21 protein-coding genes and 1 tRNA gene are annotated in these 23,350 nt (G+C 66.6%); 11 read left to right on the plus strand and 11 right to left on the minus strand.

From position 1 onward, the window contains the following. Window position 1: 1 nt before the first annotated feature. Together AC3A5N_RS04925 and AC3A5N_RS04930 are read right to left on the minus strand one after the other, a co-directional pair. Complete coding sequence (locus AC3A5N_RS04925; protein WP_487736178.1) at window positions 2-1,312, minus strand: homoserine dehydrogenase; 1,311 nt, start codon at window positions 1,310-1,312, stop codon at window positions 2-4. A gap of 145 nt (window positions 1,313-1,457) precedes the next feature. Continuing rightward, the gene (locus tag AC3A5N_RS04930) at window positions 1,458-2,300 is read right to left on the minus strand and encodes a hypothetical protein (RefSeq protein WP_487736179.1); all 843 of its coding nucleotides are present in this window, start codon (window positions 2,298-2,300) and stop codon (window positions 1,458-1,460) included. Between the two features lie 339 nt (window positions 2,301-2,639). Here AC3A5N_RS04930 and AC3A5N_RS04935 point away from each other — a divergent pair, with 339 nt between their 5' ends. From AC3A5N_RS04935 to AC3A5N_RS04955, 5 genes are all read left to right on the plus strand, one after another. After that, window positions 2,640-3,308 (plus strand): energy transducer TonB, encoded by a 669-nt coding sequence (locus AC3A5N_RS04935; RefSeq protein WP_487736180.1) that lies wholly within the window; start codon window positions 2,640-2,642, stop codon window positions 3,306-3,308. Between the two features lie 78 nt (window positions 3,309-3,386). Then, window positions 3,387-4,196, plus strand: coding sequence for a MotA/TolQ/ExbB proton channel family protein (locus AC3A5N_RS04940; RefSeq protein ID WP_487736181.1), 810 nt, complete (start codon window positions 3,387-3,389; stop codon window positions 4,194-4,196). A 76-nt stretch (window positions 4,197-4,272) separates the two neighbouring features. Further along, the gene (locus tag AC3A5N_RS04945) at window positions 4,273-4,806 is read left to right on the plus strand and encodes an ExbD/TolR family protein (protein ID WP_487736182.1); all 534 of its coding nucleotides are present in this window, start codon (window positions 4,273-4,275) and stop codon (window positions 4,804-4,806) included. Between the two features lie 35 nt (window positions 4,807-4,841). Then, entirely contained in the window at window positions 4,842-5,297 is a 456-nt protein-coding gene (locus tag AC3A5N_RS04950; RefSeq protein ID WP_487736183.1) for an ExbD/TolR family protein, read from the plus strand. 136 nt (window positions 5,298-5,433) lie between these two features. Next, a complete protein-coding gene (locus AC3A5N_RS04955) occupies window positions 5,434-5,850 on the plus strand; it encodes an ExbD/TolR family protein (RefSeq protein ID WP_487736184.1) in 417 nt (138 codons plus the stop codon). Window positions 5,851-5,863: 13 nt separating this feature from the next. On the opposite strand, the gene AC3A5N_RS04960 is transcribed toward AC3A5N_RS04955, so the two are convergent. After that, window positions 5,864-8,320 carry a ligase-associated DNA damage response DEXH box helicase gene (locus AC3A5N_RS04960; protein WP_487736185.1) on the minus strand — a complete coding sequence of 819 codons (2,457 nt, stop codon included), beginning with the start codon at window positions 8,318-8,320 and terminating at the stop codon, window positions 5,864-5,866. Window positions 8,321-8,539: 219 nt separating this feature from the next. On the opposite strand from AC3A5N_RS04960, the gene AC3A5N_RS04965 reads away from it, so the two are divergent. Next, entirely contained in the window at window positions 8,540-9,415 is an 876-nt protein-coding gene (locus tag AC3A5N_RS04965; protein WP_487736186.1) for a BON domain-containing protein, read from the plus strand. Window positions 9,416-9,469: 54 nt separating this feature from the next. On the opposite strand, the gene AC3A5N_RS04970 is transcribed toward AC3A5N_RS04965, so the two are convergent. From AC3A5N_RS04970 to AC3A5N_RS04985, 4 genes are read right to left on the minus strand one after another with little or no spacing between them, the layout of a single operon-like run. After that, on the minus strand, window positions 9,470-10,306 hold the full coding sequence (locus tag AC3A5N_RS04970) for a DUF2059 domain-containing protein (protein WP_487736187.1): 837 nt from the start codon (window positions 10,304-10,306) through the stop codon (window positions 9,470-9,472). Window positions 10,307-10,328: 22 nt separating this feature from the next. Continuing rightward, window positions 10,329-11,732, minus strand: a complete 1,404-nt coding sequence (gene pgmG / locus AC3A5N_RS04975) for a phosphoglucomutase/phosphomannomutase PgmG (RefSeq protein WP_487736188.1) — start codon at window positions 11,730-11,732, stop codon at window positions 10,329-10,331. A gap of 9 nt (window positions 11,733-11,741) precedes the next feature. Continuing rightward, a complete protein-coding gene (locus tag AC3A5N_RS04980; protein WP_487736189.1) occupies window positions 11,742-12,029 on the minus strand; it encodes a J domain-containing protein in 288 nt (95 codons plus the stop codon). Between the two features lie 3 nt (window positions 12,030-12,032). Next, window positions 12,033-12,869 (minus strand): division plane positioning ATPase MipZ, encoded by an 837-nt coding sequence (locus tag AC3A5N_RS04985; RefSeq protein ID WP_487736190.1) that lies wholly within the window; start codon window positions 12,867-12,869, stop codon window positions 12,033-12,035. A gap of 58 nt (window positions 12,870-12,927) precedes the next feature. Here AC3A5N_RS04985 and panC point away from each other — a divergent pair, with 58 nt between their 5' ends. After that, a complete protein-coding gene (panC, locus tag AC3A5N_RS04990) occupies window positions 12,928-13,788 on the plus strand; it encodes a pantoate--beta-alanine ligase (RefSeq protein ID WP_487736191.1) in 861 nt (286 codons plus the stop codon). Between the two features lie 20 nt (window positions 13,789-13,808). Here the strand turns inward: panC and AC3A5N_RS04995 are convergent, their stop codons facing one another. Beyond that, on the minus strand, window positions 13,809-14,705 hold the full coding sequence (locus tag AC3A5N_RS04995; protein WP_487736192.1) for an iron-containing redox enzyme family protein: 897 nt from the start codon (window positions 14,703-14,705) through the stop codon (window positions 13,809-13,811). A gap of 501 nt (window positions 14,706-15,206) precedes the next feature. Between AC3A5N_RS04995 and AC3A5N_RS05000 the strand changes: the two genes are divergently transcribed. After that, on the plus strand, window positions 15,207-16,736 hold the full coding sequence (locus AC3A5N_RS05000) for a serine hydrolase (protein WP_487736193.1): 1,530 nt from the start codon (window positions 15,207-15,209) through the stop codon (window positions 16,734-16,736). Between the two features lie 265 nt (window positions 16,737-17,001). Here AC3A5N_RS05000 and AC3A5N_RS05005 read toward each other — a convergent pair. Beyond that, window positions 17,002-17,075 (minus strand) — tRNA-Gly (locus AC3A5N_RS05005). Window positions 17,076-17,244: 169 nt separating this feature from the next. Between AC3A5N_RS05005 and cysD the strand changes: the two genes are divergently transcribed. Genes cysD through AC3A5N_RS05020 form a run of 3 tightly spaced genes read left to right on the plus strand, consistent with a single transcriptional unit; the run spans window position 17,245 to window position 20,863 of the window. After that, a complete protein-coding gene (gene cysD / locus AC3A5N_RS05010) occupies window positions 17,245-18,162 on the plus strand; it encodes a sulfate adenylyltransferase subunit CysD (protein ID WP_487736194.1) in 918 nt (305 codons plus the stop codon). Next, window positions 18,162-20,123: a sulfate adenylyltransferase subunit CysN gene (cysN, locus tag AC3A5N_RS05015; RefSeq protein ID WP_487736195.1), complete on the plus strand. Its 1,962-nt coding sequence runs from the start codon at window positions 18,162-18,164 to the stop codon at window positions 20,121-20,123. The genes cysD and cysN overlap by 1 nt, the downstream gene beginning before the upstream one ends. Further along, window positions 20,120-20,863, plus strand: coding sequence for a 3'(2'),5'-bisphosphate nucleotidase CysQ (locus AC3A5N_RS05020; RefSeq protein WP_487736196.1), 744 nt, complete (start codon window positions 20,120-20,122; stop codon window positions 20,861-20,863). The genes cysN and AC3A5N_RS05020 overlap by 4 nt, the downstream gene beginning before the upstream one ends. Window positions 20,864-20,869: 6 nt before the next feature. Here the strand turns inward: AC3A5N_RS05020 and AC3A5N_RS05025 are convergent, their stop codons facing one another. Continuing rightward, window positions 20,870-21,457: an OmpA family protein gene (locus AC3A5N_RS05025; protein ID WP_487736197.1), complete on the minus strand. Its 588-nt coding sequence runs from the start codon at window positions 21,455-21,457 to the stop codon at window positions 20,870-20,872. Between the two features lie 17 nt (window positions 21,458-21,474). Then, window positions 21,475-23,328 (minus strand): cation:proton antiporter, encoded by a 1,854-nt coding sequence (locus AC3A5N_RS05030; RefSeq protein WP_487736198.1) that lies wholly within the window; start codon window positions 23,326-23,328, stop codon window positions 21,475-21,477. Window positions 23,329-23,350 lie beyond the last annotated feature (22 nt).

Consider the following 23,350-nt stretch of genomic DNA (forward strand, 5'->3'; position numbering starts at 1 on the left):
ATCAGTCGCCGAGGATCTGCAGCGACAGCGGCGGCGCGGTGAAGCTGTCGGAGCCGCGCAGGAGCTCGAGCGCGTGCTGGACGTTCCGCTCCGGCCCCTCGTGCGCGACCATCGCGACGAAGACCTCGCCGCCTTCCTCCTGCCGGCCCTGCTGGATCAGGCTTTCGATCGAAACGCCCGCATCGCGCATCGCGGCGGTCATCTCGGCCAGCACGCCGGGACGGTCGGCGACGGTGAAGCGCAAATAGGTGCGGCCGGTGCGGTGCCCCGCTTCGGCGCGCGGCATCGGCGCCATTTCGGCTGAGGGGATGGAGAACGGCGCGCCGATCTCTCCGCGCGCGATGTCGATCAGGTCGGCGACGACTGCGCTCGCGGTTGGCCCGGCACCCGCGCCCGCGCCCTGGAACAGCAGGCGCCCGGAGAAATTGCCCTCGGCCACGACCGCGTTGGTCGCTCCGGTGACGTGCGCGAGCGGGTGGCCCTTGGGAACGAGGCATGGCCTGACCCGCTGGAGCAGCGCGGTCGTGCCGTCATCTCCCGCTTCCAGGTCGGCCATGCCGATCAGGCGCACGACGTAGCCGAGTGTGTCGGCGCGGGCGATGTCCTCCGCCCGCACGCGGGTGATGCCCTCGCAGGTCACGCCGGCGAAATCGACCTCCGCGCCGAAGCAGATCGCGGCAAGTATCGCGAGCTTGTGTGCGGCGTCGGTGCCTTCGATGTCGAAGGCGGGGTCGGCTTCGGCGAACCCCTTCCTCTGCGCCTCGGCCAGCGTCTCGTCGAAGCCGGCGCCGGTCGCCTCCATGGTCGAGAGGATGTAGTTCGAAGTGCCGTTGAGAATGCCATAGATGCGCCCGATGGCGTTCGCGGCCGCGCCTTCGCGCAAGGCCTTGACCACCGGAATGCCGCCGGCGACCGCGGCTTCGAACTTGAGCGCGGTTCCCGCGCGTTCGGCCGCGGCGGCGAGTTCGGCGCCGTGGTGCGCGACCATCGCCTTGTTGGCGGTGACCAGCGCCTTGCCCGAGCCGATCGCCCGGCGCGCCAGGGCCAGCGCGGGGCCGTCGGACCCGCCGACCAGCTCCACCACCACGTCGACATCGCCGCGCGCGGCGAGTTCGGCCATGTCGTCTACCCACGCGAACGGCGACAGGTCGACGCCGCGGTCCTTGTGGCGCTCGCGCGCGCTGACCGCGACGATCTGCAGCTCGCGCCCGGAGCGGGCCCGCAGCAGCGCGGCGTTGGTTTCGATCAGGCGGATCACGCCCGCCCCCACTGTGCCGAGCCCGGCCAGCGCGATGCGCAGCGGCTCAGCCATGGCGGCGGGGTTCGTTGGCGACGCGTTTCATGGCGCCGCCCCTAACCCGCGAGGCCGCGCCATGGGAAACAGTTTCGCTTGGGCGCGCGCTAGAGTTGTTTTCAGCAAGGCTGAAGCGGCACCTGCCGTCTCTCTGAAAACGACTCTAGCTGCGGTTGCGCCGGCAGGGCCCGAGGCTCTGCTGGACAAAGCGGAAGTCCTCCTCCGCCTGCGCGCGGGAGGCCGGGTCCTGCGCGATGTTGGCGTCGGCCGGCAGATCGTCGGGCAGGAAGCAGGCGATCCGGTACCAGGCGAGCGTGTCCTTCGACGGCGGACGCGCGGCCTGATCGACGATCTCGGTCCACGAGACGCCCCACACCGGCGCCATGTTGGGTCGGCGCACGACCGTGATCGAGACCGGCCCGTCCCCGTCGGTGTTGAGGAACATCTGCGTTTCGGATTCGCCGGCGAGGTTGCCCGGCATCGACAGGATGTCGCGCACCCCGAGCACCGAGGGCGGCGTGTCGGCAGCCGAGAGTTCCGCGAGAACCGGACGCAGCCGGCCCGCAAGCGCTTCACTCCACGGCAGCTGGGCGGTGGGCGCGATCAGCTGGATCTCGCCCGGCCGGCCCGCCGACCTGGCGAAGAGGATCACCTCCTGCTTCTTGAACTTGGGCGGATCGCCGTCCTCGTCCAGCGGCACGTCGACCAGATAGCGGATCGATTCGCCGATCGGCTCCGAACCCGAGATCAGCGCGAGCGTGCGCGCCTCGACATAGAGCCGCCCGTACCCCCGGCGCACGCCGGGCGCGCGTTCGGGCCGGAGCAGCGCCTGGTCGCGAATCTGCGCCCTGATGACCAGATCGGCCGGGTCCGCAAGGTCGACCAGATCGGCATAAGTCGGTGCGCCGGCCGCGGGGGCCTGCTGTGCCGCAGCCGGCGCAGCGAGCACCGCGAGGCCTGCCGCGAGCGCGAGCGTAAACTTGGTGAAATGCTGCATATCCGCCATAAAATTCCAGTTTTGGGGCATTTTTCGCAATGCGCGAAGCTTGGCGCCGTTCCGCTCCCATTCACTCTTGCGATCGTGAATTCGCAGTTAACCGATAAAGCGTTTGCGCGCCTAGGGCATCGAAGCTAAAGCTCGCGGCAGTTTGCCGCAACAGACAACAAAGATGTGCGGCGAACCGGCCCATGCTGGCCTCGCGGCGCCTGGGCCCATCGGCCTTTGCTTTGCGAAGTCGGCCGGCAGGGTGGACATTTGGGATTGCCCTCTGGCAAGGGATTTGCTTGTCGTGAGGAGAATCGCCGGGGCTACCCTCGGCGAGTGACGATGGAGTGATGCGACTGAATGGCCTACGCTGACCAACAGATGAGCGGGAACCGGGTCGTCGCCCTGGTGATAGTGGCGATCATCCATATCCTGCTCGGATATGCGCTGATCACCGGTCTTGCCTATGAGGCGGTTACCCAGGTGGTCGAACGCGTGACGACGGTGGATATCGAGGAACCGCCGCCGCCTGAGCCGGAAGACGAACCGCCACCGCCGCCGGAACCCGACACCGCACCGCCGCCGCCGGTCGCACCGCCGCCTCCGATCAGTATCGCGCCGGCTCCGCCGCCGATCCGGACGCAGCCAACGATTCCGCCTCCGGCACCGCCCGTGCTGCGCGTGCCGCCGCCGGCCCCGCCGGCTCCCCCGCCCCCGCCGCCGCCGAGGGTCCAGCCGAAGAACCCGGAGCCGCGGAACAATCCCGGCAGCTGGGTCACGACGTCGGACTATCGCAGCAGCTGGATCAACCGCGAGTACACCGGTACCGCGTCGTTCACCGTGCGTGTGGGAACGAACGGCCGTGCCGAATCGTGCTCTATCACCGGCGGTTCGGCCCCGCAGGAGCTTAAGGACGCGACCTGCAACCTTATCGAACGGCGCGCGCGCTTCCGCCCGGCGACCGACGGCAACGGTGACGAGGTCTCGGGGACCTATTCGAGCACCGTTCGCTGGGAGATCCCGAACTAGCTGTTTTCCCGCCGCCGCGCCGGGCGCGGCGGCGGAACACTCCTTCCCAAACTGCTTCTTTCTGAGAGGACTTTCGCAATGCTTATCGAACTTCTTGCCGCCGCCGGAGAGGCCGCACCGCAGAACTCCTTCGGCTTCATGGAAGCCATGAACCAGGGCGGCGTGATCGCCTGGTCGATCTTCGGCGTGCTCGTCATCATGTCGGTCGGATCGTTCTACATCCTGATTACCAAGCTGCTCGAGCAGCGGAAGATTTTCAACGAGTACAAGAACGTGCGCAGCCAGTTCTGGCGTGCGGGTACCCTTCGCGAAGGCGCGACCAAGCTCGACAAGAACAGCGCATGGCGCCAGCTCGTCGACGACGGCCTCGCCGCCGAAGATGCGCACAGCAAGATGACCGACAGCCTCGAAGCGCACGACTGGCTGCACGGCTCGCTGGCGCGTTCGGAAGCGTCGATCAACTCCAAGCTCGCGGGCGGCCTGCCGTTCCTCGCGACTGTGGGTGCGACCGCGCCGTTCGTCGGTCTGCTCGGTACCGTTATCGGCATCTACCGCGCGCTGATCAACATCGGCATCGCCGGTTCGGCCTCGATCGACAAGGTCGCCGGCCCGGTCGGTGAAGCGCTGATCATGACCGCCATCGGTCTGCTCGTCGCCGTTCCCGCGGTGCTGGCCTACAACTGGCTGCAGAGCCGCAACAAGCGTATCGCCGAGCTGCTTTCGGGCTTCTCGACCGACATCCTCGCGAACATCAATTCCAAGGGTGCGGTGAAGCCGGCGGTGATGACCAAGGCGTCGACCCAGCAGGCGGGCAAGGCTGCGGCAACCGCGCCGGCAACCAAGCCGGTCCCGGGCGCGGCCACGACGACCACCACGACGAAGCGCTGATAGAGCCGTGATGCCGGGTCGGCTGCGGCCGGCCCGGCATCACCTCCGAAATAGACAAGTTGGATAGGATATAGCCATGGCGATTTCGACGGGAGGCGGCGGCGACGAAAGGCCGATGTCGGAGATCAACACCACGCCGCTCGTGGACGTGATGCTGGTGCTTCTCATCATCTTCCTCATCGCGGTGCCGGTTGCGATCCAGACGATCGAAAAGCTCCGTATCCCAGTGATCGAGTCGACCGAATCCAAGGACAAGGTCGAGAATCTGCAGCTCACCGTGAGCACGACCGATGTCGGCGGCCGCAGCGCAGGCGAACCGGGTTTCGAGGGCGCCTCGCGCGAAGGCGAGTGCCGGGTTTACTTCAACAACACGACCCCCGTGGATTCGCAGGAACTCTACGATCGGGCGTTTGAACGGCTCGACGCGATCGTGCAGCGCGCCGGTGGCCCCGAGGCCATCATGGAGGATCCCGACAAGATCCCGCAGGTCCACATCCGCGGCGACGTGAACGCCCCGTGGCGGTGCGTCGCGGGTGCGATCTACAACGTCCAGGCGGCCGGTTATCCTACGATCGGCTTCATCTCGAACCCGGTCGATCCGAACGCGTGATCCGGTCCGCGGATAGAATTCAGGAGTAGCCCACCATGGCAATGTCAGGCGGCCGCGACGACGGCACCCCGATGATGGAGATGAACACGACGCCGCTGATCGACGTCATGCTCGTGCTCCTCATCATGTTTATCATCACGATCCCGGTTGCGACGCACTCGGTCGACATCGATCTTCCCGCGCCGAACCCCAATCCGCCGGAGGAACCGATCGATCCGGTGAAGAACAAGATCGTCATCACTCAGATGGGCGAGATTCTCTGGAACGGCAGCGCGATCGATCAAAGCGAACTGGTCCGCAATCTCGAGATCAGCAAGGCGATGCAGCCCGAGCCCGAGCTGCAGTTCGAGCCCGAGCAGTTCGCAAGCTACGATCTCTCGGCCAAGGTGCTGAACATCATCAAGGTTTCCGGCGTGACCAAGTTCGGCTTCGTCGGCAACGAGAAGTACCGGACGTTCAACACCGGCGGGCCGGGCAACCCGATCGGCTGATCCGAACGCACGAACGAACACCGAAAGGGGGCGGAGCGATCCGCCCCCTTTTTCGTTGTGCGCGCCACAGCGGCGAGCGCACTTGGCTACCGCATCGCATCATGGTATGATATCACCTCACTGTGGGAGATGTGCGATGCCAGCGCCCGACAGCCGCCCCCTGGGCGAAATCAATACCACTCCGCTGATAGACGTGATGCTCGTCCTCCTGATCATGTTCGTGATCACGATCCCGGCCGCGACGCATTCGGTCGAGGTCGACCTGCCGCGCGATTGCGCCGACTGTCCCGATATCGACAAGGTGAAGAACCGCATCGTGGTCGACGGCGGCGATCGAATCCTGTGGAACGGCAGCACTGTGAACCATGCGCAGCTCGGCGCACTGCTGGCGGAAACCCGGCGCATGCCCGTGGAGCCGGAGCTGCAGTTCGAACCGGTGTCGCAGGCGAGCTACGATACCTCGGCACGCACGCTGCACGCGATCGAAGCGGCGGGGATCACCCGGTTCGGTTTCGTCGGCAACGAAAAGTACCGGACTTTCGCCGCGCGCTAAGCCGGCGCTGGTCCTAGTCTGCCTCGTCTTCCGCCGCATCCACCCGCATCGCGGCGGCGGCGAGGCTCTCCGCCTCCAGAAGGAGCTCTTCGTCCACCAAGCCCTGCGGTAGCGCCTCGCGCCCGATCATGGTCATCACCGGCACGGCCAGCGGGCTGACGCGGTCGAGTTCGACATGCACCAGCTGCTCGGCCGACCGTTCGAGCAGGCTCGCGAGGCGCCCGACATCGGTCAGGCGCGCGCGTGCGTCGGCCCAGGCAGCCTCGAGCAGGACGTGATCAGGCTCATACTTGCGCAGCACGTCATAGATCAGGTCGGTCGAGAACGTGACCTGCTTGCCGGTCTTGCGCTTGCCTGGGTGTTGCCGCTCGACAAGCCCAGCGATCACCGCGACTTCGCGGAATGCGCGGCGCAGCAGATGCGATTCCTGCACCCAGTCGACGAACTCGTGTGCGAGGATGTCGGGAGACAGCAGCGGCGCGGGATCGGCGACCGGCTTCAGGCCCCAGACCGCAAGCGAATAGTCGTTGGCGACGAAACCGCCGGGCAGCAGCCCACGATACTCCATCCGCCGCGTGATCAGCATGCCGAGGCTCTGGTTCGCGTTCCACCCTTCGAATGTGTAATAGACGCTGTAGTGCTTCTTCGCATGCGGGAAGCTTTCGACCATCAGCTCGCCCGGCCCCGGCAGGCGGCTGCGCCAGTCCTGTACTTCGAGCCATTCGCGCACGTCGTCGGGGAAGCGCGCCCAGCCCGCGCGATCGACCAGCATCGCCTGCACCCGCTCGGCCAGATGCGTGGTCAGCGGCAGCCGCTGTCCGCCGTAGGAAGGGATGGTGGCGGATTTCTTCGCGGCGCGTACGGTGACTTCCATGTCCTTGACCCGCTCGACCTCGAGACTCATGCCGGCGAAGAAGAACGTATCGCCCGGCGATAGCGAGGCGGCGAAGCGCTCCTCCACTTTGCCGAGCTGGCGGCCATTGCGGAAGCGCACCGTGAGCATTTCGGAATCGACGATGATCCCGGCATTCATCCGGTGCCGCTGCGCATGTTCGGGGTGGGTCAGGCGCCAGACGCCGTTCCGGTCCCGGACGATGCGCTTGAACCGGTCGTATGCCCGCAGCGCGTAGCCGCCGTTCTCGACGAAGCCGAGCACGCGCTGCCATACGGCCTCGTCCACCCAGGCGTAGGCAAGCGATGCGCGCACTTCCGCCAGCAGGTCCGCCTCGTCGAACGGCGCGGCGCAGGCGCAAGCCATGACATGCTGCGCCAGCACGTCGAGTCCGCCCGGCCGGAAGTCCTCGCCGTCGCGCTGCCCCTGATCGACCGCATCCTTGGCCGCGGTCGCCTCCAGAAACTCGAAGCGGTTGCCGGGCACAAGGATCGCGCGGCTCGGCTGGTCTAGCCGGTGATTCGCCCGCCCGATGCGCTGGAGCAGGCGCGAGGAGCCCTTGGGCGCGCCCATTTGCACGACGCAGTCGATGTCCCCCCAGTCGACGCCGAGGTCGAGGCTGGCGGTGGCGACCAGCGCGCGCAATTCGCCGCGCGCCATCGCCCCTTCGACCTTGCGCCGTGCCTCCTTCGACAGCGAGCCGTGGTGAATGCCGATCGGCAGATTGTCTTCATTGACGTCCCACAGGAGCTGGAACACGAACTCGGCGAGAAAACGCGTGTTGGTGAAGACCAGCGTCGTCCGGTTGCGGCGGATCTCGTCGTAGAGCTGGGGGATCGCCCAGCGCCCTGCATGCCCGCCCCAGGGCACGCGCTCCTCTTCCGGCAGCAGGATCTCGACCTCCGGCGGCGCGCCCTTCTCCCCCTCGACCAGCGCGACCGAATCGATCTCCCCCCACGGAGCAAGCCATTCGCGGAATCCTTCGGGATCGGCGACGGTGGCCGAGAGCGCCGCGCGCTGCATCGCCGGCGCGATCGCCTGCAGCCGCGCCAGCGACAGCGCGAGCAGATCGCCGCGCTTGCCGGTCGCGAACGCATGGACCTCGTCGATCACCACCCGCTTCAGCCCGGCGAACATCGCGAAGCTCTCCGGATAGCTGAGCAGCAGCGAAAGCGATTCGGGCGTGGTCAGCAGGATATGCGGCGGGCGGCCGCGCTGGCGCTTCTTGCGGTCGGCAGGGGTATCGCCGCTGCGCGTCTCGATCCGCAGCGGCAGGCCCATCTCGTCCACCGGGGCGAGGAGATTGCGCTGCACGTCGTGTGCGAGCGCCTTGAGCGGCGAGACGTAGAGCGTGTGCAGTCCCTCCGGCGGCGCGGCGCCGGCGAGCCGCGATGGGCAGAAGTCCGCCAGCGTCGGCAGGAAACCCGCAAGCGTTTTGCCCGCCCCCGTGTCGGCCACGAGCAGCGCGTGCCGCCCCGCCGCGCTCGCTGTCAGCATATCCGCCTGATGCCGCCGCACCCGCCAGCCGCGCGCGTCGAACCACGCCGCGATCTCGGGCGGGATCTGCGCTTCAGGCATGTGCGGAACGACGGTCGTGCATGGCTTCCACTGCACCAGATTCTTGCGCGATGCGAAAGGTTCCGGCGACTGCGCCGAGCACCATCGCCGAAGTGCGGTCCGCATGCGCCCGGCCGGGCAACGATCCGTGCGCTCGCGCATTCATTTCATGCAGCAGGGCGACGCGGCCGTCCTCCAGGCGCCGCGCCGGAGCTTCCCCGAGAACTTCAGGAGAGACCGATGGCTTACAGGAACGACTACCGCCCGGGCGACCGATACGGCGAGAGGCGCCGCGGCAGCTACGACCGCGAGGATTACTACACTCAGGCCGACCAGTTCGAGGCCGACCGCTATGGACAGCCCGACTACCGCGAGGATCGTTACGAGGAACCGCTCGCCGGGCAAATGGGCGAACGCCGCAGCTACCGCGACGATTATCGGGAGCGCGGCTACGCCGGCACGCAGAACCGCGGCTGGCGCGAGCAGGAGCATGACGACCGGCGCGGCGCCCAGCAGTCCCGCTATCACTCGAGCTACGGCCCGGCACGTTACGACACCGGAGAGGGGCGCGGGTTTGCCAGCTTCACCTCGAGCGATCAGGGCGGTGGCGACTTCTCGGCCGGCAACCGGCGGCCTTACGGCGGATACGGCGCCGGGTTCGGCGGCATGTCCGCCGCCTATGGGACGGGCACCTACGATGCGGAACCACACCGCGGTTTCACCGACCGTTATGAGGATCGCGGTTTTCTGGATCGCGCGGGCGACGAGGTCGCAAGCTGGTTCGGCGACGAGGATGCCGCGCGCCGCCGGCAGATGGATCACCGCGGTCGTGGCCCGGCCAACTACACCCGTTCGGACCAGCGCATCCTCGAGGACGTGTGCGATGAACTGACCGACGACCGGGATCTCGATGCCAGCGGCATCCAGGTGTCGGTCGAGAACGGCGAAGTGACGCTCGACGGCACGGTCGGCAGCCGCTTCGACAAGCGCCGCGCGGAAGACTGCGCGGAGGACGTGTCCGGTGTCGGGCACGTGCAGAACAACCTGCGGGTCAACGTGCGCAGCTACCGCAACGAGAACGCCGGTACGATGCTCGACGAAGACAGCGAAACCTGATCTGCGTCGCCGTACCGAAACGGAGGGCCCGGCAGCGTCCGGGCCCTTCTTGCATCACACGCCGTCGCCAATCGCTTCGCCTTCCACGGCAGCCTCGCTCTCCGCCGCGTTGGCGCGCAGCTCCTCCGGCGGCACGCCCAGCAGCTCCGACAATCGCTGCAGCTCGGCATCGCTCAGGTCGGACAAGGCGCGCGGCTCGGGAAGACTCTCCATGCGCTGCTGCATCTGCTCCATCATCGCCGGCATCATCTCCAGCACGGCGGGCATGACTTCGTTCATCGCGGACATGACCTGCGGGTCGGCATAGATGAGCATCGATTCGGCCGCGTAGCGGCTGCCCACCGGGGTCTGGAAGAACCGCTCCAGCTCTGCGAGATCGGACGGGGGGAAGCGCACGGCATAGGCACGCGCCAGCCCCTCGCGATAGGACGGTTCGACCCGCTTCATCACGTCGCCCATCATCTCCATCATAACGTCCGACGCGATCGCGTTGCGGCGCTCGTATACGGGATCGACGATGGCCATGACCTCGCCCAGCTTCCCTTCGCCCATGGCGGCGACCTGCGACTGCTCCAGGCCCGCCATGGCGGCGAGCTGCGCAACGGGAATTTGCGCCATGGAACCGAGGACCGAATCCATCATCGGCCCCATCATCTCATCCATCATCCGCGCGTAGGTGCCAGGGGGAAAGATATGCGCGACCACGGCCTGGGCCATCGGCAGGCGCGCTTCCTGCTCGGGCGTGAGGGGTTCGGCCGGGAACATCTCGCCGAATGCGGATGCGAGCGCCTCCATGTCCTGCGATGCGTCCGCCGGCGGCTGGCTGTCATCCTGCGCAAGCGCGGGCGCGGCCGCAAACAGCATGATCGCCGCCCGAATACCGTTCTTCATCGTTCCCCCCTCCCTACGGGATCTAGTGCCCCGCCTGTGCCCCGCGTTCGAGGCCCGAAAGCGCGAGCTGTTCGTCGATCTGCGCCATCAGGCGCTCCAGACCTTCCTCGCTCTCGCTTTCGGCGCGGGCGACGAGGACATCCTGCGTGTTGGAGGCGCGCAGCAGCCACCAGCCGTCCGCGGTGGTCACGCGCACTCCATCGGTGCCGTCGACATCCGCCGGGCTGTCCGCCAGCCGCGCCCTGACCTCGTCGATCGCGGCGAACTTGCGCGTCTCGTCGACCTGGAAGCGCATCTCGGGCGTGTTGACCATGGCCGGCATGGCGCCGCGTAGCTCGGTTACCGAGCGGCCGAGCCGGGCGCTCGCGGCGAGCAGGCGGACGCCCGCATAGAGCGCATCGTCGTAGCCGTAGTAATCGTCGGCGAAGAACACGTGCCCGCTCATCTCACCCGCGAGCGGCGCGCCGGTTTCCTTCATCTTGGACTTGATCAGCGAATGGCCGGTCTTCCACATCACCGGCGTCCCGCCATGCTGCGCGACGTGGTCGAACAGCGCGCGGCTCGCCTTCACGTCCGCGATGACCGTCGCATTAGGTAGTCTTGCGAGGAGGTCCTCGGCGTAAATCATCAGTAGTTGATCGCCCCAGATCACGCGGCCTTCGCCGTCGATCGCGCCGATGCGGTCGCCGTCGCCGTCGAACGCGATGCCGAAGTCGAGGTTCTTCTCGGCAACGAGCGCGCGCAGGTCCGCCAGATTCGCTTCGACTGTGGGATCGGGATGATGATTGGGAAAGTCGCCGTCGACATCGGTGTAGAGGAGGTGATGCTCGCCAGGGAGGCGAGCGGCGAGCGCCTCCAGCGCGGGCCCGGCGGCGCCGTTGCCGGCGTCCCAGCCGACGCGCAGCCCCTCAAGGGCGGCAGGCTCCACCCCGCCGAGGCCGGTGAGCAGCCGCTCGATATACTCCTCCAGAATCGCGCGATCCTCGACCGTGCCGGTCCCATCGCGCCAGGCACCGTCCGCAGCGACGCGGCCGAGCCGCTGGATGTCCTCCCCGAAGAACGGCCGGCCCTGAAAGACCATCTTGAAGCCATTGTAGTTGGGGGGGTTGTGGCTGCCGGTTATCTGAATGCCGCCATGTACCTCTTCGGCTGAAGCTTCGGCATAGTAGAGCATCGGCGTCGGCCCCATGCCGACCCGCACGACATCGCACCCGCTCGCCGTGAGCCCCTCGATCAACGCGTGCTCCAAGGTCGGCGAGCTTACTCGGCCGTCGTAGCCGACCGCGACCTTGGTGCCGCCGGCCTCGCGCAGAAGGGTGGCAAAGCTGCGGCCGATCGCGCGCGCATCATCGGGACCGAGCGTTTCACCGATGATGCCGCGGATATCGTACTCGCGCAGAATGGTGGGGTCGAAGTTGTAGGTCATACGCTCCCTTCAGCGTTGGTCGGTCAGTTCGTTGAGCAGGAGGTCGCGCGCGGCGCTTGCCTCGTGCACCTGATCGTTGGTCCCGCCCCTGTCGGGGTGAACCACGGCCACCAAACGCTTGTGGGCCGCAATTATTTCCCCGCGATTGGCACGGGCATCCACGCCGAGCAGCTTGCGCGCGCGAAACAGTGCCTGACTGCGCGTCGACACCGGCCGCAGGTAGTCCCACGGCCACTTGCCAAAGAGCATCCGGCAGCCGATCGATACGACCGCAAGGATGACGATCAGCCGCAGCACGGGTCAGGCCGGCTCCAGCTCTGCCGCCTTGCTCGCGGGTGCGGGCAGGTTCAGCCCGGCAACCAGCGAGCGCAGCTCCTGCCGCGCGACGAGATGACTGGTGCCGAGTTCGCCCAGGTGCCCCTTGTCGAGCAGCGTCAGCCCCGAAGGGAAGAGCTCGCGGTAGATCACGCGCTCCGACAAGCCCCGCGCCACACGGAAGCCGGCGCGCTTCGAGAGCTCGCCCAGCGCGCGTTCGATGCGCTGCATGTTGCGCGCCTCGACATGGCCGGTGCGGTTGCGCACGACCACCCAGTCGATTTCCTGCCGCTGCTCGAGCGCACGCGTCTTGCGCGTGTCCCAGATCAGCTCGGCATAGAAGCTCAGGCGGCGGACCTTGAACGTCTCGGGATCGACTTGGCCGATCAGATCGAAATCGACGAAGCTGTCGTTGAGCGGGGTAACGAGCGTGTCGGCCCCGACCGCCGCATGGCGCGCAAGCGGATCGTCGCGCCCGGGCGTGTCGATGACGAGGAAGTCCGCCCCCTCGCCCAGACGTTCGAGCGCCTCGTCGAACTCCTGGGTTGACTGCCCGCGGAACACCTCGCAGCGCGCGCTGGGCAGGGCAGCCCCTCGCCGTTCCTCGGTCTCGGCGCGATTTTCAAAGTAGCGATCCATGGTGCGCTGGCGCGAATCGATGTCGATCGCGGCAACCCTGGCCCCGCGATAGGCGAGCGCGACCGCCACGTGGACCGCGGTGGTCGACTTGCCGGTTCCGCCTTTCTCGTTGGCGAACACGATCCGGTGCGGGCGCTGCGACACTTTGGCGAACACTGCGGCAGGCTTTCTGTCTGTTGTCATTGCCGGGCACCTGCGGCTAAGCGGCCCCCGCGCTCGCTTTATCGGAGGCCCCGTAGACGTGCAAACCGCGACCGAGCTTGATGTGTTGAGAACGGCCGTCGCGGCACTCCGCGACGCGGGCGAAAGCCTGGCGCTCGTGCCGACGATGGGCGCGCTGCACGAGGGGCACCTGACACTCGTGCGCGAGGCCAGGACGCGCGCCGACCGCGTGGCCGTGTCCATCTTCGTCAACCCGACGCAGTTCGGCCCGAACGAGGATCTCGACGCTTATCCGCGCCAGATGGAGGAGGACGCACGCCTGCTGGAGGCGGAGGGTGTCGACCTGCTCTGGGCGCCGGACGCCGCGCACATGTACCCAGAGGGGTTCGCCACCACGATATCGGTCGCCGGCGTGAGCGAGGGCTTCTGCGGCGCGAGCCGGCCCGGCCATTTCGACGGGGTCGCGACCGTGGTCTGCAAGCTGTTCAACCAGGTGCGGCCCGATGTCGCCCTGTTCGGCGAGAAGGATTGGCAGCAGCTCGCGGTGATCCGCCGCATGGCCCGCGATCTCGATCTCACCGCTCCGCGTGCCGAAGCCATCGTCGGCGTGCAGACCGTGCGCGAGGCGGACGGCCTCGCGATGTCGAGCCGCAACCGCTACCTCTCGCCCGAGCAGCGCCAAGCGGCGGCGACGCTGCCGCGCGCGATGCGCGAGGCGACCGAACGGATCGAAGCCGGCGCGGACGTGCGCACAGCCTTGGAAACGCTGGAGCAGGCTCTGGCGGGCGCCGGCTTCTCCTCGGTCGACTATGCCGACATCGCCGATGCGGCGAGCCTCGCGCGGCTGGACCGTCTTGGCGAGACGCCCACGCGCCTGCTCGTCGCGGCATGGATCGGCGGCACGCGCCTGATCGACAATATGGCGATCGGCAGACGGTAACGCACGGCGCTACCGGCCGGTCAGCTCCATAGCTGCGCGCGATAGGCCTCGAAGCAGCGCTCGCCGCACTTGAGGCGGATCAACGCGCCTTCGGCCATTGCCGTAGCGCGGGCGGGATCCTCCTCCACTGCCGGTCGGATCGCCTCCCGGTTCCAATCCTCGCTGTGCTTGACGTCGAGCACCGCATGGAGCGCAAAATAACGCCGCTCCTTGCCCGAGAACCCGAGCCGCCGGAGGCCCTCGGTGACCAGCACGGCGCGGCCGGGGGCGGTAAGCTCAATGGCGCCCAGCGCGCCCACCGAGTGCCACGCGTAACGCCGATTGACCGCCATGGCCGTCATCGCATTGGCGAGGGCCAGGCTCTCCCACACGGTATTCTCAATCACCGGATCGACCCGCAGCGTCTCGGCCAAGGCGTCGAGCATGGGGCCGTGCATGCCTTTCTCCGTGCCATGACCCATCTCGTCCCAGTAATTGCGCGCGAGCTCCAGCTTCGGCCGCACGGGCAGCTTGACCTGGGTCATGGCCACGAGATCGTCGAAGCCCGCCTCGCCGGCCGCTTCCTGCTCGAAGAACCAGCGGAACTGGTCCATATCGGCTTCCTCAGCCAGCCACGGGAACAATGGATCGCCCTGGCCCGGACCGGTCTCCTTCAGCCCTTCGAACCAGTCGATGAATCCTTCGGGATCGGTCGGCGCCTCGGCCGCCGCTGTACTGACTTCCGCCCGCAGGCCTTCGAGAAATGCGCCTTCGAGCCGCTGCATCCGCAAGTCGCGCTCCAGCTCGCGCTGCCATGCCTTTCCGGGGAATCCGGGCTGCAGGCGCTCGCGGTTCCAATGCGCGAGCCCGCGCTGGAAGCTGTCAGTCAGAAACTGCGATCGCTGCGGCTCGCCCCGATCGATGAATCGTGTCGCCATCAAAAACTCTCCTTTGCCCAAAGGAATGGGCTGCGCCCGGTCTTGGTTCCGAGCTTCAGGTGAGCTGGCGATGCAGCGGTCACATCCGCTGCGCGCGGACGATTGGTCGAAGCGAAACGTGAAGATGCGGGCAAGTGGCGGACCGCTGACATCACCACGGACTTGCAAGTCACGGTCACGCGGGCGGCATCAACGACGATCGTCTTTCCCGGCCGGCCGAAAGCGAACTACGACGACCGCGCTTGCGAAGTGCCCCCACGTTCTTCAGCGAGCCACCAGTTCAGGAGCGGCACCACGCCGCGTACGGAGCGTTGAACGCACGGCCGCAGTCGTCGCAACTCGGGCCAAAGCCTCTTTCTCAGAACCTCTCGGACCGACCGCTGGTCGAGCGGGGTTGGGGCTCGGCAGATATCGGCAGGAACTTGGGCTACGCACGAGCGACAGTAGTGCTCAACGATATGATTCGCCTGTTTCATTCGCCCCACAATTTGGAAGAGCCGCATGCGTTTCATTCTTGCTGTCGTTGTCATGCTCGCCTCGCCGCCTGCGTTTGGGCAAGCTCTCGAGGCTACCGAGGTGGAGATCGAGGCGACCCGAGCAATGGAGGCGCTTCGCCCCGCGGGCATGGCAGTAGCCGTCGTCCAGGACGGGAAGATCATCTTTGCGAGAGGGTATGGACAGCGAAGGCAAGGGTCACCTGAACGCGTCAATGCCGACACCGTTTTCCCGCTCGCGTCTGTAAGCAAGGCGTTCACAGCGACGGCACTCGCCATCCTGGTCGAGGAAGGTAAGCTGGATTGGGACGAACCGGTTCGGCATTATTTGCCTGAGTTCGAGATGTCCGATCCTTACGTATCTGAGCACCTCACCGTGCGTGATCTGCTCGTTCACCGATCGGGACTGGCCTTGGGCGCGGGCGATCTCCTTCGTTGGCCCGATGGCCAGGCGACTGACGACGAGATGTTGAGAGCTCTGCGCTACCTCCCCTTGAACACCGGCTTTCGCGATCGTTTCGTTTACGACAACATTCTCTACTCCGTCGCCGGACAGCTTATAACGCACGTGTCGGGTCAAGCTTGGCCGGATTTCTTTTCCGTCCGACTGTTTGAGCCTTTGGGATTGGCCTCGTGCACCGCAGATCCAGATCGCGATCGTCCGTCCAATCGCGCCGTAGAGCACGCTCGCGCCCTAGGCGGCGACACGGGACGACCCTTGGATGAACTCGTCACCCAAGCCGATCCGGCGGGGAGTATCGCCTGCTCGGTCACCGATGTGGCGCGTTGGGCCCTCTTTCACTTGGGGGACGGCACGGCGGCCGATGGGCGACGGATCCTGAGTCCTGAGACGATGGAGACCCTTCACCGGGGTGTCGTTCCGGTCACCCCGTTTGGAGCTCCGAAGCGGCTCGGCTACACGCATCTCTCCCAGTACGCACTTGGCTGGTTCGTCTCCGACTTCGCCGGCACTCTGCTTATAGACCACAGTGGTGCAGGCCCGGGCGCGGCCTCCAACCTGGGCCTGCTGCCGGAGAAGAACGCGGCGGTGGTGGTACTAATCAACGACATGGCGCCGGCGCCGGTGGTCGCCAACCATCTCCTGGCGCGGATAGTTCAAGGAGAGACTGCTTTCGACTGGATCAACGACGCTGCAGCCCGGCGCGCGGCTCGCCGAAACGCGCCTGTAGCAAAGGAGACTTCATCCCTCATCCAGGCTACAGCAGCAGCCCGGCCGTTATCCGAGTACGCCGGCACATATCGCGACCCTTGGTATGGCGACATCACGGTCGAGGAGCAGGGTCCGGACCTTTCCATCCACCTGACGCGGTCGAGGCTCCTCAGAGGTCCACTGGTTCCGCTTGGTGGCGATCGATTCCTCGCGCGCTGGCCGAACCGGGATCTGGGTGCGGACGCGATCGTCACCTTTGAGCCGGACGGTACCGGAGCGATACAGCGGATGACGCTCGCACCGGCGTCCGACCGGGTCGACTTCAGCTATGATTTTCAGCATCTCGCACCGGTGCGGATAAAGTAGAAGCGTGTCAGATGCCGGATCACGTTGATCGCGCGGTAATCCTTCCCTCCTCGCCGCGGGCCCGAAATACGTCACCGAACCCAAACTGCGAACTCGATGGATACCGGTCCCGTAGACCAAGCGACCGAAGCCAAGCGGAGATTTGCGATAGATGGTACGGGTGATGGCCCGCGGACGGAAGTTCCCTGCGATCTCGCTTTGCCTGGGCGGCGTTCACAACTTCTTGCATTGTGGCGCCCATATCCGACGTTCTGCGACGGGCGGTTGGAGCGGGTAGCGGGAATCGAACCCGCATAACCAGCTTGGAAGGCTGGGGCTTTACCACTAAGCTATACCCGCCCGCTCGCTGGAAACCGCTTGCCATCATTGGCGCGGATTCGTCAACATCGGGTTGCGGGACACGATCGCTTCGCCCCTTTCAAGCAAATCCGTTTTGCCCTTCGGCGCCGATCCATTAGCCAGTCCTGCATCCTTTCCCTTGGTAGAGTTCGCCTCCAAGACATTGTCGATGCATAGCCTGACCCATCTTGAGCGGCTTGAAGCCGAGAGCATCCACATTATGCGGGAGGTTGCGGCGGAGGCGTCGCGGCCGGTGATGTTGTATTCGGTGGGCAAGGACAGCGCGGTCATGCTGCACCTGGCGCGCAAGGCGTTTTATCCCTCGCCGCCGCCGTTCCCGCTGCTTCATGTCGATACGACCTGGAAGTTCCGCGACATGTACGCGCTGCGCGACCGGATGGCCGAGGCCGCGGGAATGGAGCTGCTGGTGTGGCGCAACCCCGAGGCGCTCGAGCGCGGGATCAACCCGTTCGATCATGGGCCGCTGCACACCGACATGTGGAAGACGCAAGGTCTGAAGCAGGCGCTCGATCACTACGGCTTCGATGCGGCTTTCGGCGGCGCGCGGCGCGACGAGGAGAAGAGCCGGGCGAAGGAGCGGATCTTCTCGTTCCGCACCGCCAGCCACGGGTGGGATCCGAAGAACCAGCGGCCCGAGCTGTGGAACCTCTACAACGCGAAGAAGGCCCCTCGGAGTCAGAATGGGGGCGAGAGCATCCGCGTGTTCCCGCTGTCCAACTGGACCGAGCTCGACATCTGGCAGTACATCATGGCCGAGGGGATCGAGATCGTCCCGCTCTACCTCGCCGCGCCGCGTCCGACGGTGGAGCGCGACGGGCTGCTGCTGATGGTCGACGACGAGCGCTTCCCGCTGGAGCCAGGTGAGGAGCCGGTCATGCGCTCGATCCGCTTCCGCACCCTGGGGTGCTATCCGCTGACCGGCGCAGTCGAGAGCGAGGCGGCAACCCTGAGCGAAGTCGTGCAGGAGATGCTGCTGACCACCACCAGCGAACGCCAGGGCCGCGCGATCGACAAGGACGAGGGCGGCGCCGGCATGGAGAAGAAGAAGCAGGAGGGGTACTTCTGATGACCCACGACGCTTCATCCGAGCCCGCGTACCGGGTCGACAGTCTCATCGCCGAGGACATCGACGCCTATCTCGAGCAGCATCAGAACAAGGGGCTGCTGCGCTTCATCACCTGCGGCAGCGTGGACGACGGCAAGTCGACCCTGATCGGGCGGCTGCTCTACGATTCGAAGATGATCTTCGAGGACCAGCTCGCCAGTCTCGAGTCGGATTCCAAGCGCGTCGGCACGCAGGGGCAGGAGCTCGACTTCGCGCTGCTGGTCGACGGCCTCGCCGCCGAACGCGAGCAGGGTATCACGATCGACGTCGCCTACCGCTTTTTCGGGACGGAGAAGCGCAAGTTCATCGTCGCCGACACCCCGGGCCACGAACAGTATACGCGCAACATGGTGACCGGCGCCTCGACCGCCGATCTCGCGGTGATCCTGGTCGATGCGCGCAAGGGCGTGCTGGTCCAGACGCGGCGCCACTCGTACCTCGCGCATCTGATCGGCATCCGCCACCTGGTGCTGGCGGTGAACAAGATGGACCTGGTGGGCTACGACCGTGGAACCTTCGACAGGATCGTCGCCGACTACCGCGCCTTTGCCGAGGAGATCGGCATCGAGGGCTTCACCGCGATCCCGATCTCGGGCTTCAAGGGCGACAACATCACGGCCGCCCCCTCGCCCAAAACGCCGTGGTACGAGGGGCCGAGCCTGATCGAACATCTCGAGACGGTCGAGGTCGCAGGCACCGCGGCGCAGGCGCGCAGCTTCCGCATGCCGGTGCAGTGGGTCAACCGCCCCAACCTCGACTTCCGCGGCTTCTCCGGGCTGATCGCGAGCGGCACGGTGAAGCCGGGCGACATGGTCCGCGTCGTCCCCTCGGGCAAGACGAGCACGATCAAGTCCATCGTCGTAATGCCGGGCAAGGCCGGCGCCGCAGGCGGCACCGGTGGCGACAGCGAGCTCGACGAAGCGGTCGCCGGCCAGTCGGTGACCTTGACGTTCGCAGACGAGATCGACTGCTCGCGCGGCGACGTCATCGCGGCGGCGGGCGATCCGCCGCAGGCCTCCGACCAGTTCGAGGCGACCATCGTGTGGATGAGCGACGACGCGCTCAAGCCCGGCCGCGGTTACTGGCTCAAGCTCGCCACACAGACGGTGACCGCCACGGTGCAGGAGCCGAAGTACGAGATCAACGTCAATACGATGGAGCATTTGGCCGCAAAAACGCTCGGCCTCAACGCGATCGGCGTGGCCGAACTGCGCACCGAACGGCCGATCGTGTTCGAGCCCTATGCCGACAGCCGTGCGCTCGGCGGGTTCATCCTGATCGACAAGATGACCAATGCGACGGTAGGCGCCGGCATGCTGCACTTCAGCCTGCGCCGCGCGCAGAACGTCCACTGGCAGCCGACCACGATCACCCGCGAGGAGCATGCAGGCCTGAAGAACCAGCGCCCGCGCGTGCTGTGGTTCACGGGCCTCTCGGGATCGGGCAAGTCGACCATTGCCAATGCGGTCGAGCAGAAGCTCAACCTGATGAACCGGCACACTTTCCTGCTCGACGGCGACAACGTGCGCCACGGGCTCAACCGCGATCTGGGCTTTACCGAGGCCGACCGGATCGAGAACATCCGCCGCGTGGGCGAGGTCGCCCGGCTGATGACCGATGCCGGCCTGATCGTGCTCACCGCGTTCATCAGCCCGTTCCGCGCCGAGCGGCGCATGGTGCGCGAGATGATGGAGGACGGCGAGTTCATCGAGATCTTCGTCGACACCCCGCTGGATGTGGCCGAGGCGCGCGACGTGAAGGGCCTGTACAAGAAGGCACGTGAGGGCACACTGAAGAACTTCACCGGGATCGACAGCCCCTACGAGGAACCCGAGAACGCCGAGATCCGCGTCAACACCGTCGACATGACGGTCGAGGAAGCGGCCGACTACATCGTCTCCAGGATCCTGCCCCTCAAATGACCATCACAGACGCCGAACTCGCAGCGCAGATCGCCGCTGCCGCGGGGCGCATTCTGATCGAGGTGCGTGAGAGCGGGCTGTTCGAAGGCAAGGCGCTCGGCAGCGCGGGCGACGAGATCTCGAACCGGTTCCTGCTCCACGCTCTCCGGGCGCAGCGGCCGGACGACGGCGTGCTATCGGAGGAAAGCCGCGACACGCTGCTCCGGCGCGAGAAGTCGCGGGTCTGGATCGTCGACCCGGTCGACGGGACCCGCGAGTACGGGGAAGAGCGCGACGACTGGGCGGTTCATGTCGGGCTCGCGATCGATGGGGAAGCCAGGATCGGCGCAGTCGCGCTGCCCGGCCTGAACGGCGGCGTCGTGCTGCGCAGCGACCGGACCGCCGCGCTGCCCGAACCCGCCGCCACGCCGCGCCTCGTGGTCAGCCGCACCCGGCCCGCGAAGGAAGCGCTCGCCGTGGCCGAAGCGATCGGCGGCGAGCTCATCGCGATGGGCTCGGCCGGAGCCAAGGCCATGGCGGTAGTGCGCGGCCAGGCCGAGATCTACCTCCACTCGGGCGGACAGTACCAGTGGGACAACTGCGCACCCGTCGCGGTCGCCGCCGCCCACGGCCTCCACTGCTCGCGCATCGACGGCAGCCCTCTCGTCTACAACGAAGCAGACACCGAACTCCCAGACCTCCTCATCTGCCGAACAGAATGGACCGAACGCGTGCTCGAGGAAGTGCGCCGGGTCGGCTGACGCGCGCTAGTCGACCTGCGAGGTCGCGTGGGATTGCGCGGCTTCGCTATCTTCCGCTTCGTCCGCCTCTTCAGCCACGACATCGGGTAGCGCGATCGAGACATCGACGCGCCGATTGGCCGCGCGGCCGGCCTCGTCCGGCGTCCCGTCGAGCTTGGCATTGGGCGCGATCGGGCGCTGCTCGCCGATAGCGATCACGGTGATGCGCTCCTCGTCCACGCCATGTTCGACCAGCCAGTCGCGCACCATTTCCGCGCGCCGCTGCGACACGCGCAGATTGGCCTCGTCGTCTCCGCTCGAGTCGGTATGACCGCGCAGCACGATCGGGCCGCCTTCCGCCAGTTGCGGCGATGCGAGGATCGTTTCGAGATCCTCCAGCGCCGCTTCGGACAATTCGCCACCCGCCTCAGCGAAAGTGACGCTGGCGTCCAGCGGCTCGAGCTCCGGCTCCGGCCGTTCGACTTCGATGTCCGGTCGGATGATCGACGCCTGGGTGGGCACTGCCTCGGGTGTCGGTTCGGGCGGCGCGGGCGGTTCGCGCCGGTCGCAGCCCGCCAGAGCGAGCGCGGCCGTCATCGCGACCAGTGGTCTCATCGTTTCGGTCCTCATCATCATGCCGGTTGCACCCCCCGCTTGCCCTTCGCGGGCCGTTCAGGCGGCTCGCCCGCCGTCCGGCTCTTCGGCGGGGTGAAGGAGATGACGGTATCGCCGGGCCGCGGGTCGGGCCGCGAGGCGTGGGTGAAGAAGCGCAGCGCGCCATCCTTGCGCAGCAGCAGCAGGAGATGGCCCGATTCCGGCAGAAGCTCGCGCGCGTCCTCGAACTTGAACTCGTCGGACAGCTTGGTCTTGCGGAAGACCCAGCCCTGCGCCTGGCGTTCGTTGACGTCCGCCACGCCGAAGCCGGATTCGAACAGAGCGCGGCCGCGCAGCGACGGCGGAATGGCGTGGCGGTCGTCTTCGCTCACCGCCTCGCCGAGCTGATACACGGTGTCGCGGCCGATCTCGTAAGCAAACTCGTTGCACACGAGCGTGTTGTAAGCCTCGTTCTCCGTCGCGGCGACCAGCACCTGGAACGGGGTGAGATCGAGGTTGTGCTCGGTCGCTTCGTTGAGGATCTCCCCGTGGTAGAAAGGCAGCCCCGCACGCCGCGCGGGGGCGAGGCGCTGCCAGCTCGAATCGACGACCATCACCGGGGTCTTGAGCGTGTGCATCTCCTGCGCGAGGGCGATCGTCCACGGGGTGCTGCCGACGATCAGCAGGCCGGGACGAGAACTGCCCCTCAGCCCCAGCCAGCGTGCGACGAGATCGATGGTGAAGCCGTGTGCGACGATCGTCACCACCACCACCGCGAAGCTGAGGCCGATCAGGACTTCGCCGTCGGCATAGCCGAGTTCCGACAAGCGCAGGGCGAACAGGCCGGATATGGCGACCATGACGATGCCGCGCGGCGCAATCCACGCCAGCAGCAGCCGCTCGTTCCACGGAACCGAGCTGAACAGCAGGCTGACGAGTATCGTCAGCGGGCGGACGAGGAACAGCAGTGCGAGCAGGAACAGGCCGAACCGCCAATTGAGATAGCTCAGCTCCTCGTAGTCGAGCGAAGCCGACAGCACGATGAAGATGCCCGACACCAGGATGAGCGCGATGTTCTCCTTGAAGTGGTGGATCGAGCGCAGGCTGGTGACGTTCATGTTGGCGAGTGCCACGCCCATCACGGTGACCGCCATCAGCCCCGCCTCATGCTCGATCGCATTTGACAGGACGAACACCCCGATGACCAGCGTCAGGAGCACCGGGGCCTTGAGGTATTCCGGAACCAGCCCGCGGGGGAACGACCACGCCACGAAGCGGGCCGCGACATAGCCGATCCCGCCCGCGAGAAGCGCGGCGATGATCATCGGCGGGACGACCTCGAACAGCGTCGCATCGGGAGCGGCGGCCGTGAGGCGGAAGTATTCGTAGGCGATCACCGCGCACAGCGCACCGAGCGGATCGTTGACGATCGCTTCCCACTTGAGCGTGGCGGCGGGGCGCGGCTGGATCTTGGACTGGCGGAGCAGCGGCAGGACCACCGTGGGGCCGGTGACTACGAGAATGCCGCCGAACAAGATCGCGACGGGCCAGACCAGTCCCGCCACGTAGTACCCCGCGAGGCTGCCGAGCAGCCAGCCGATCGGCACGCCGAACAGAACCAGCCGCCAGACGCCGTCGCCCGCATGACGCAGCTCGCGCAGATCGAGATTGAGGCCGCCTTCGAACAGGATCAACGCGACGCCAATGGCCACCATCGGCTCGAGCAGTTCACCGAAGGCCGCTTCCGGATCGAACAGGCCCAGAATCGGCCCAGCGAGGAAGCCGGCCGCGAGCATCAACACGATCGCGGGCCAGCCCGTGCGCCAGGCAATCCACTGCGCTCCGATGCCGAGCACCCCGACCAGCGCGATAACGAATGCCTGTTCTTCCATTACCCCCAGGAGTGATCGCGTG

Source organism: Pelagerythrobacter sp. Soil_C_18 (assembly GCF_057657235.1).

Excerpts from the sequence above, each read along its gene's own strand:
- AC3A5N_RS05020 (WP_487736196.1), top strand. The coding sequence starts at position 20,120 with ATGACCATCACAGACGCCGAACTCGCAGCGCAGATCGCCGCTGCCGCG.
- AC3A5N_RS04940 (WP_487736181.1), top strand. The coding sequence starts at position 3,387 with ATGCTTATCGAACTTCTTGCCGCCGCCGGAGAGGCCGCACCGCAGAAC.
- AC3A5N_RS04995 (WP_487736192.1), bottom strand. The coding sequence starts at position 14,705 with ATGGCGACACGATTCATCGATCGGGGCGAGCCGCAGCGATCGCAGTTT.
- AC3A5N_RS05030 (WP_487736198.1), bottom strand. The coding sequence starts at position 23,328 with ATGGAAGAACAGGCATTCGTTATCGCGCTGGTCGGGGTGCTCGGCATC.
- AC3A5N_RS04965 (WP_487736186.1), top strand. The coding sequence starts at position 8,540 with ATGGCTTACAGGAACGACTACCGCCCGGGCGACCGATACGGCGAGAGG.
- cysN (WP_487736195.1), top strand. The coding sequence starts at position 18,162 with ATGACCCACGACGCTTCATCCGAGCCCGCGTACCGGGTCGACAGTCTC.
- AC3A5N_RS04930 (WP_487736179.1), bottom strand. The coding sequence starts at position 2,300 with ATGGCGGATATGCAGCATTTCACCAAGTTTACGCTCGCGCTCGCGGCA.
- AC3A5N_RS04925 (WP_487736178.1), bottom strand. The coding sequence starts at position 1,312 with ATGGCTGAGCCGCTGCGCATCGCGCTGGCCGGGCTCGGCACAGTGGGG.
- AC3A5N_RS04945 (WP_487736182.1), top strand. The coding sequence starts at position 4,273 with ATGGCGATTTCGACGGGAGGCGGCGGCGACGAAAGGCCGATGTCGGAG.
- AC3A5N_RS04935 (WP_487736180.1), top strand. The coding sequence starts at position 2,640 with ATGGCCTACGCTGACCAACAGATGAGCGGGAACCGGGTCGTCGCCCTG.
- pgmG (WP_487736188.1), bottom strand. The coding sequence starts at position 11,732 with ATGACCTACAACTTCGACCCCACCATTCTGCGCGAGTACGATATCCGC.
- AC3A5N_RS04950 (WP_487736183.1), top strand. The coding sequence starts at position 4,842 with ATGGCAATGTCAGGCGGCCGCGACGACGGCACCCCGATGATGGAGATG.
- AC3A5N_RS05025 (WP_487736197.1), bottom strand. The coding sequence starts at position 21,457 with ATGAGACCACTGGTCGCGATGACGGCCGCGCTCGCTCTGGCGGGCTGC.
- AC3A5N_RS04970 (WP_487736187.1), bottom strand. The coding sequence starts at position 10,306 with ATGAAGAACGGTATTCGGGCGGCGATCATGCTGTTTGCGGCCGCGCCC.
- AC3A5N_RS04955 (WP_487736184.1), top strand. The coding sequence starts at position 5,434 with ATGCCAGCGCCCGACAGCCGCCCCCTGGGCGAAATCAATACCACTCCG.
- AC3A5N_RS05000 (WP_487736193.1), top strand. The coding sequence starts at position 15,207 with ATGCGTTTCATTCTTGCTGTCGTTGTCATGCTCGCCTCGCCGCCTGCG.
- AC3A5N_RS04960 (WP_487736185.1), bottom strand. The coding sequence starts at position 8,320 with ATGCCTGAAGCGCAGATCCCGCCCGAGATCGCGGCGTGGTTCGACGCG.
- cysD (WP_487736194.1), top strand. The coding sequence starts at position 17,245 with ATGCATAGCCTGACCCATCTTGAGCGGCTTGAAGCCGAGAGCATCCAC.
- AC3A5N_RS04985 (WP_487736190.1), bottom strand. The coding sequence starts at position 12,869 with ATGACAACAGACAGAAAGCCTGCCGCAGTGTTCGCCAAAGTGTCGCAG.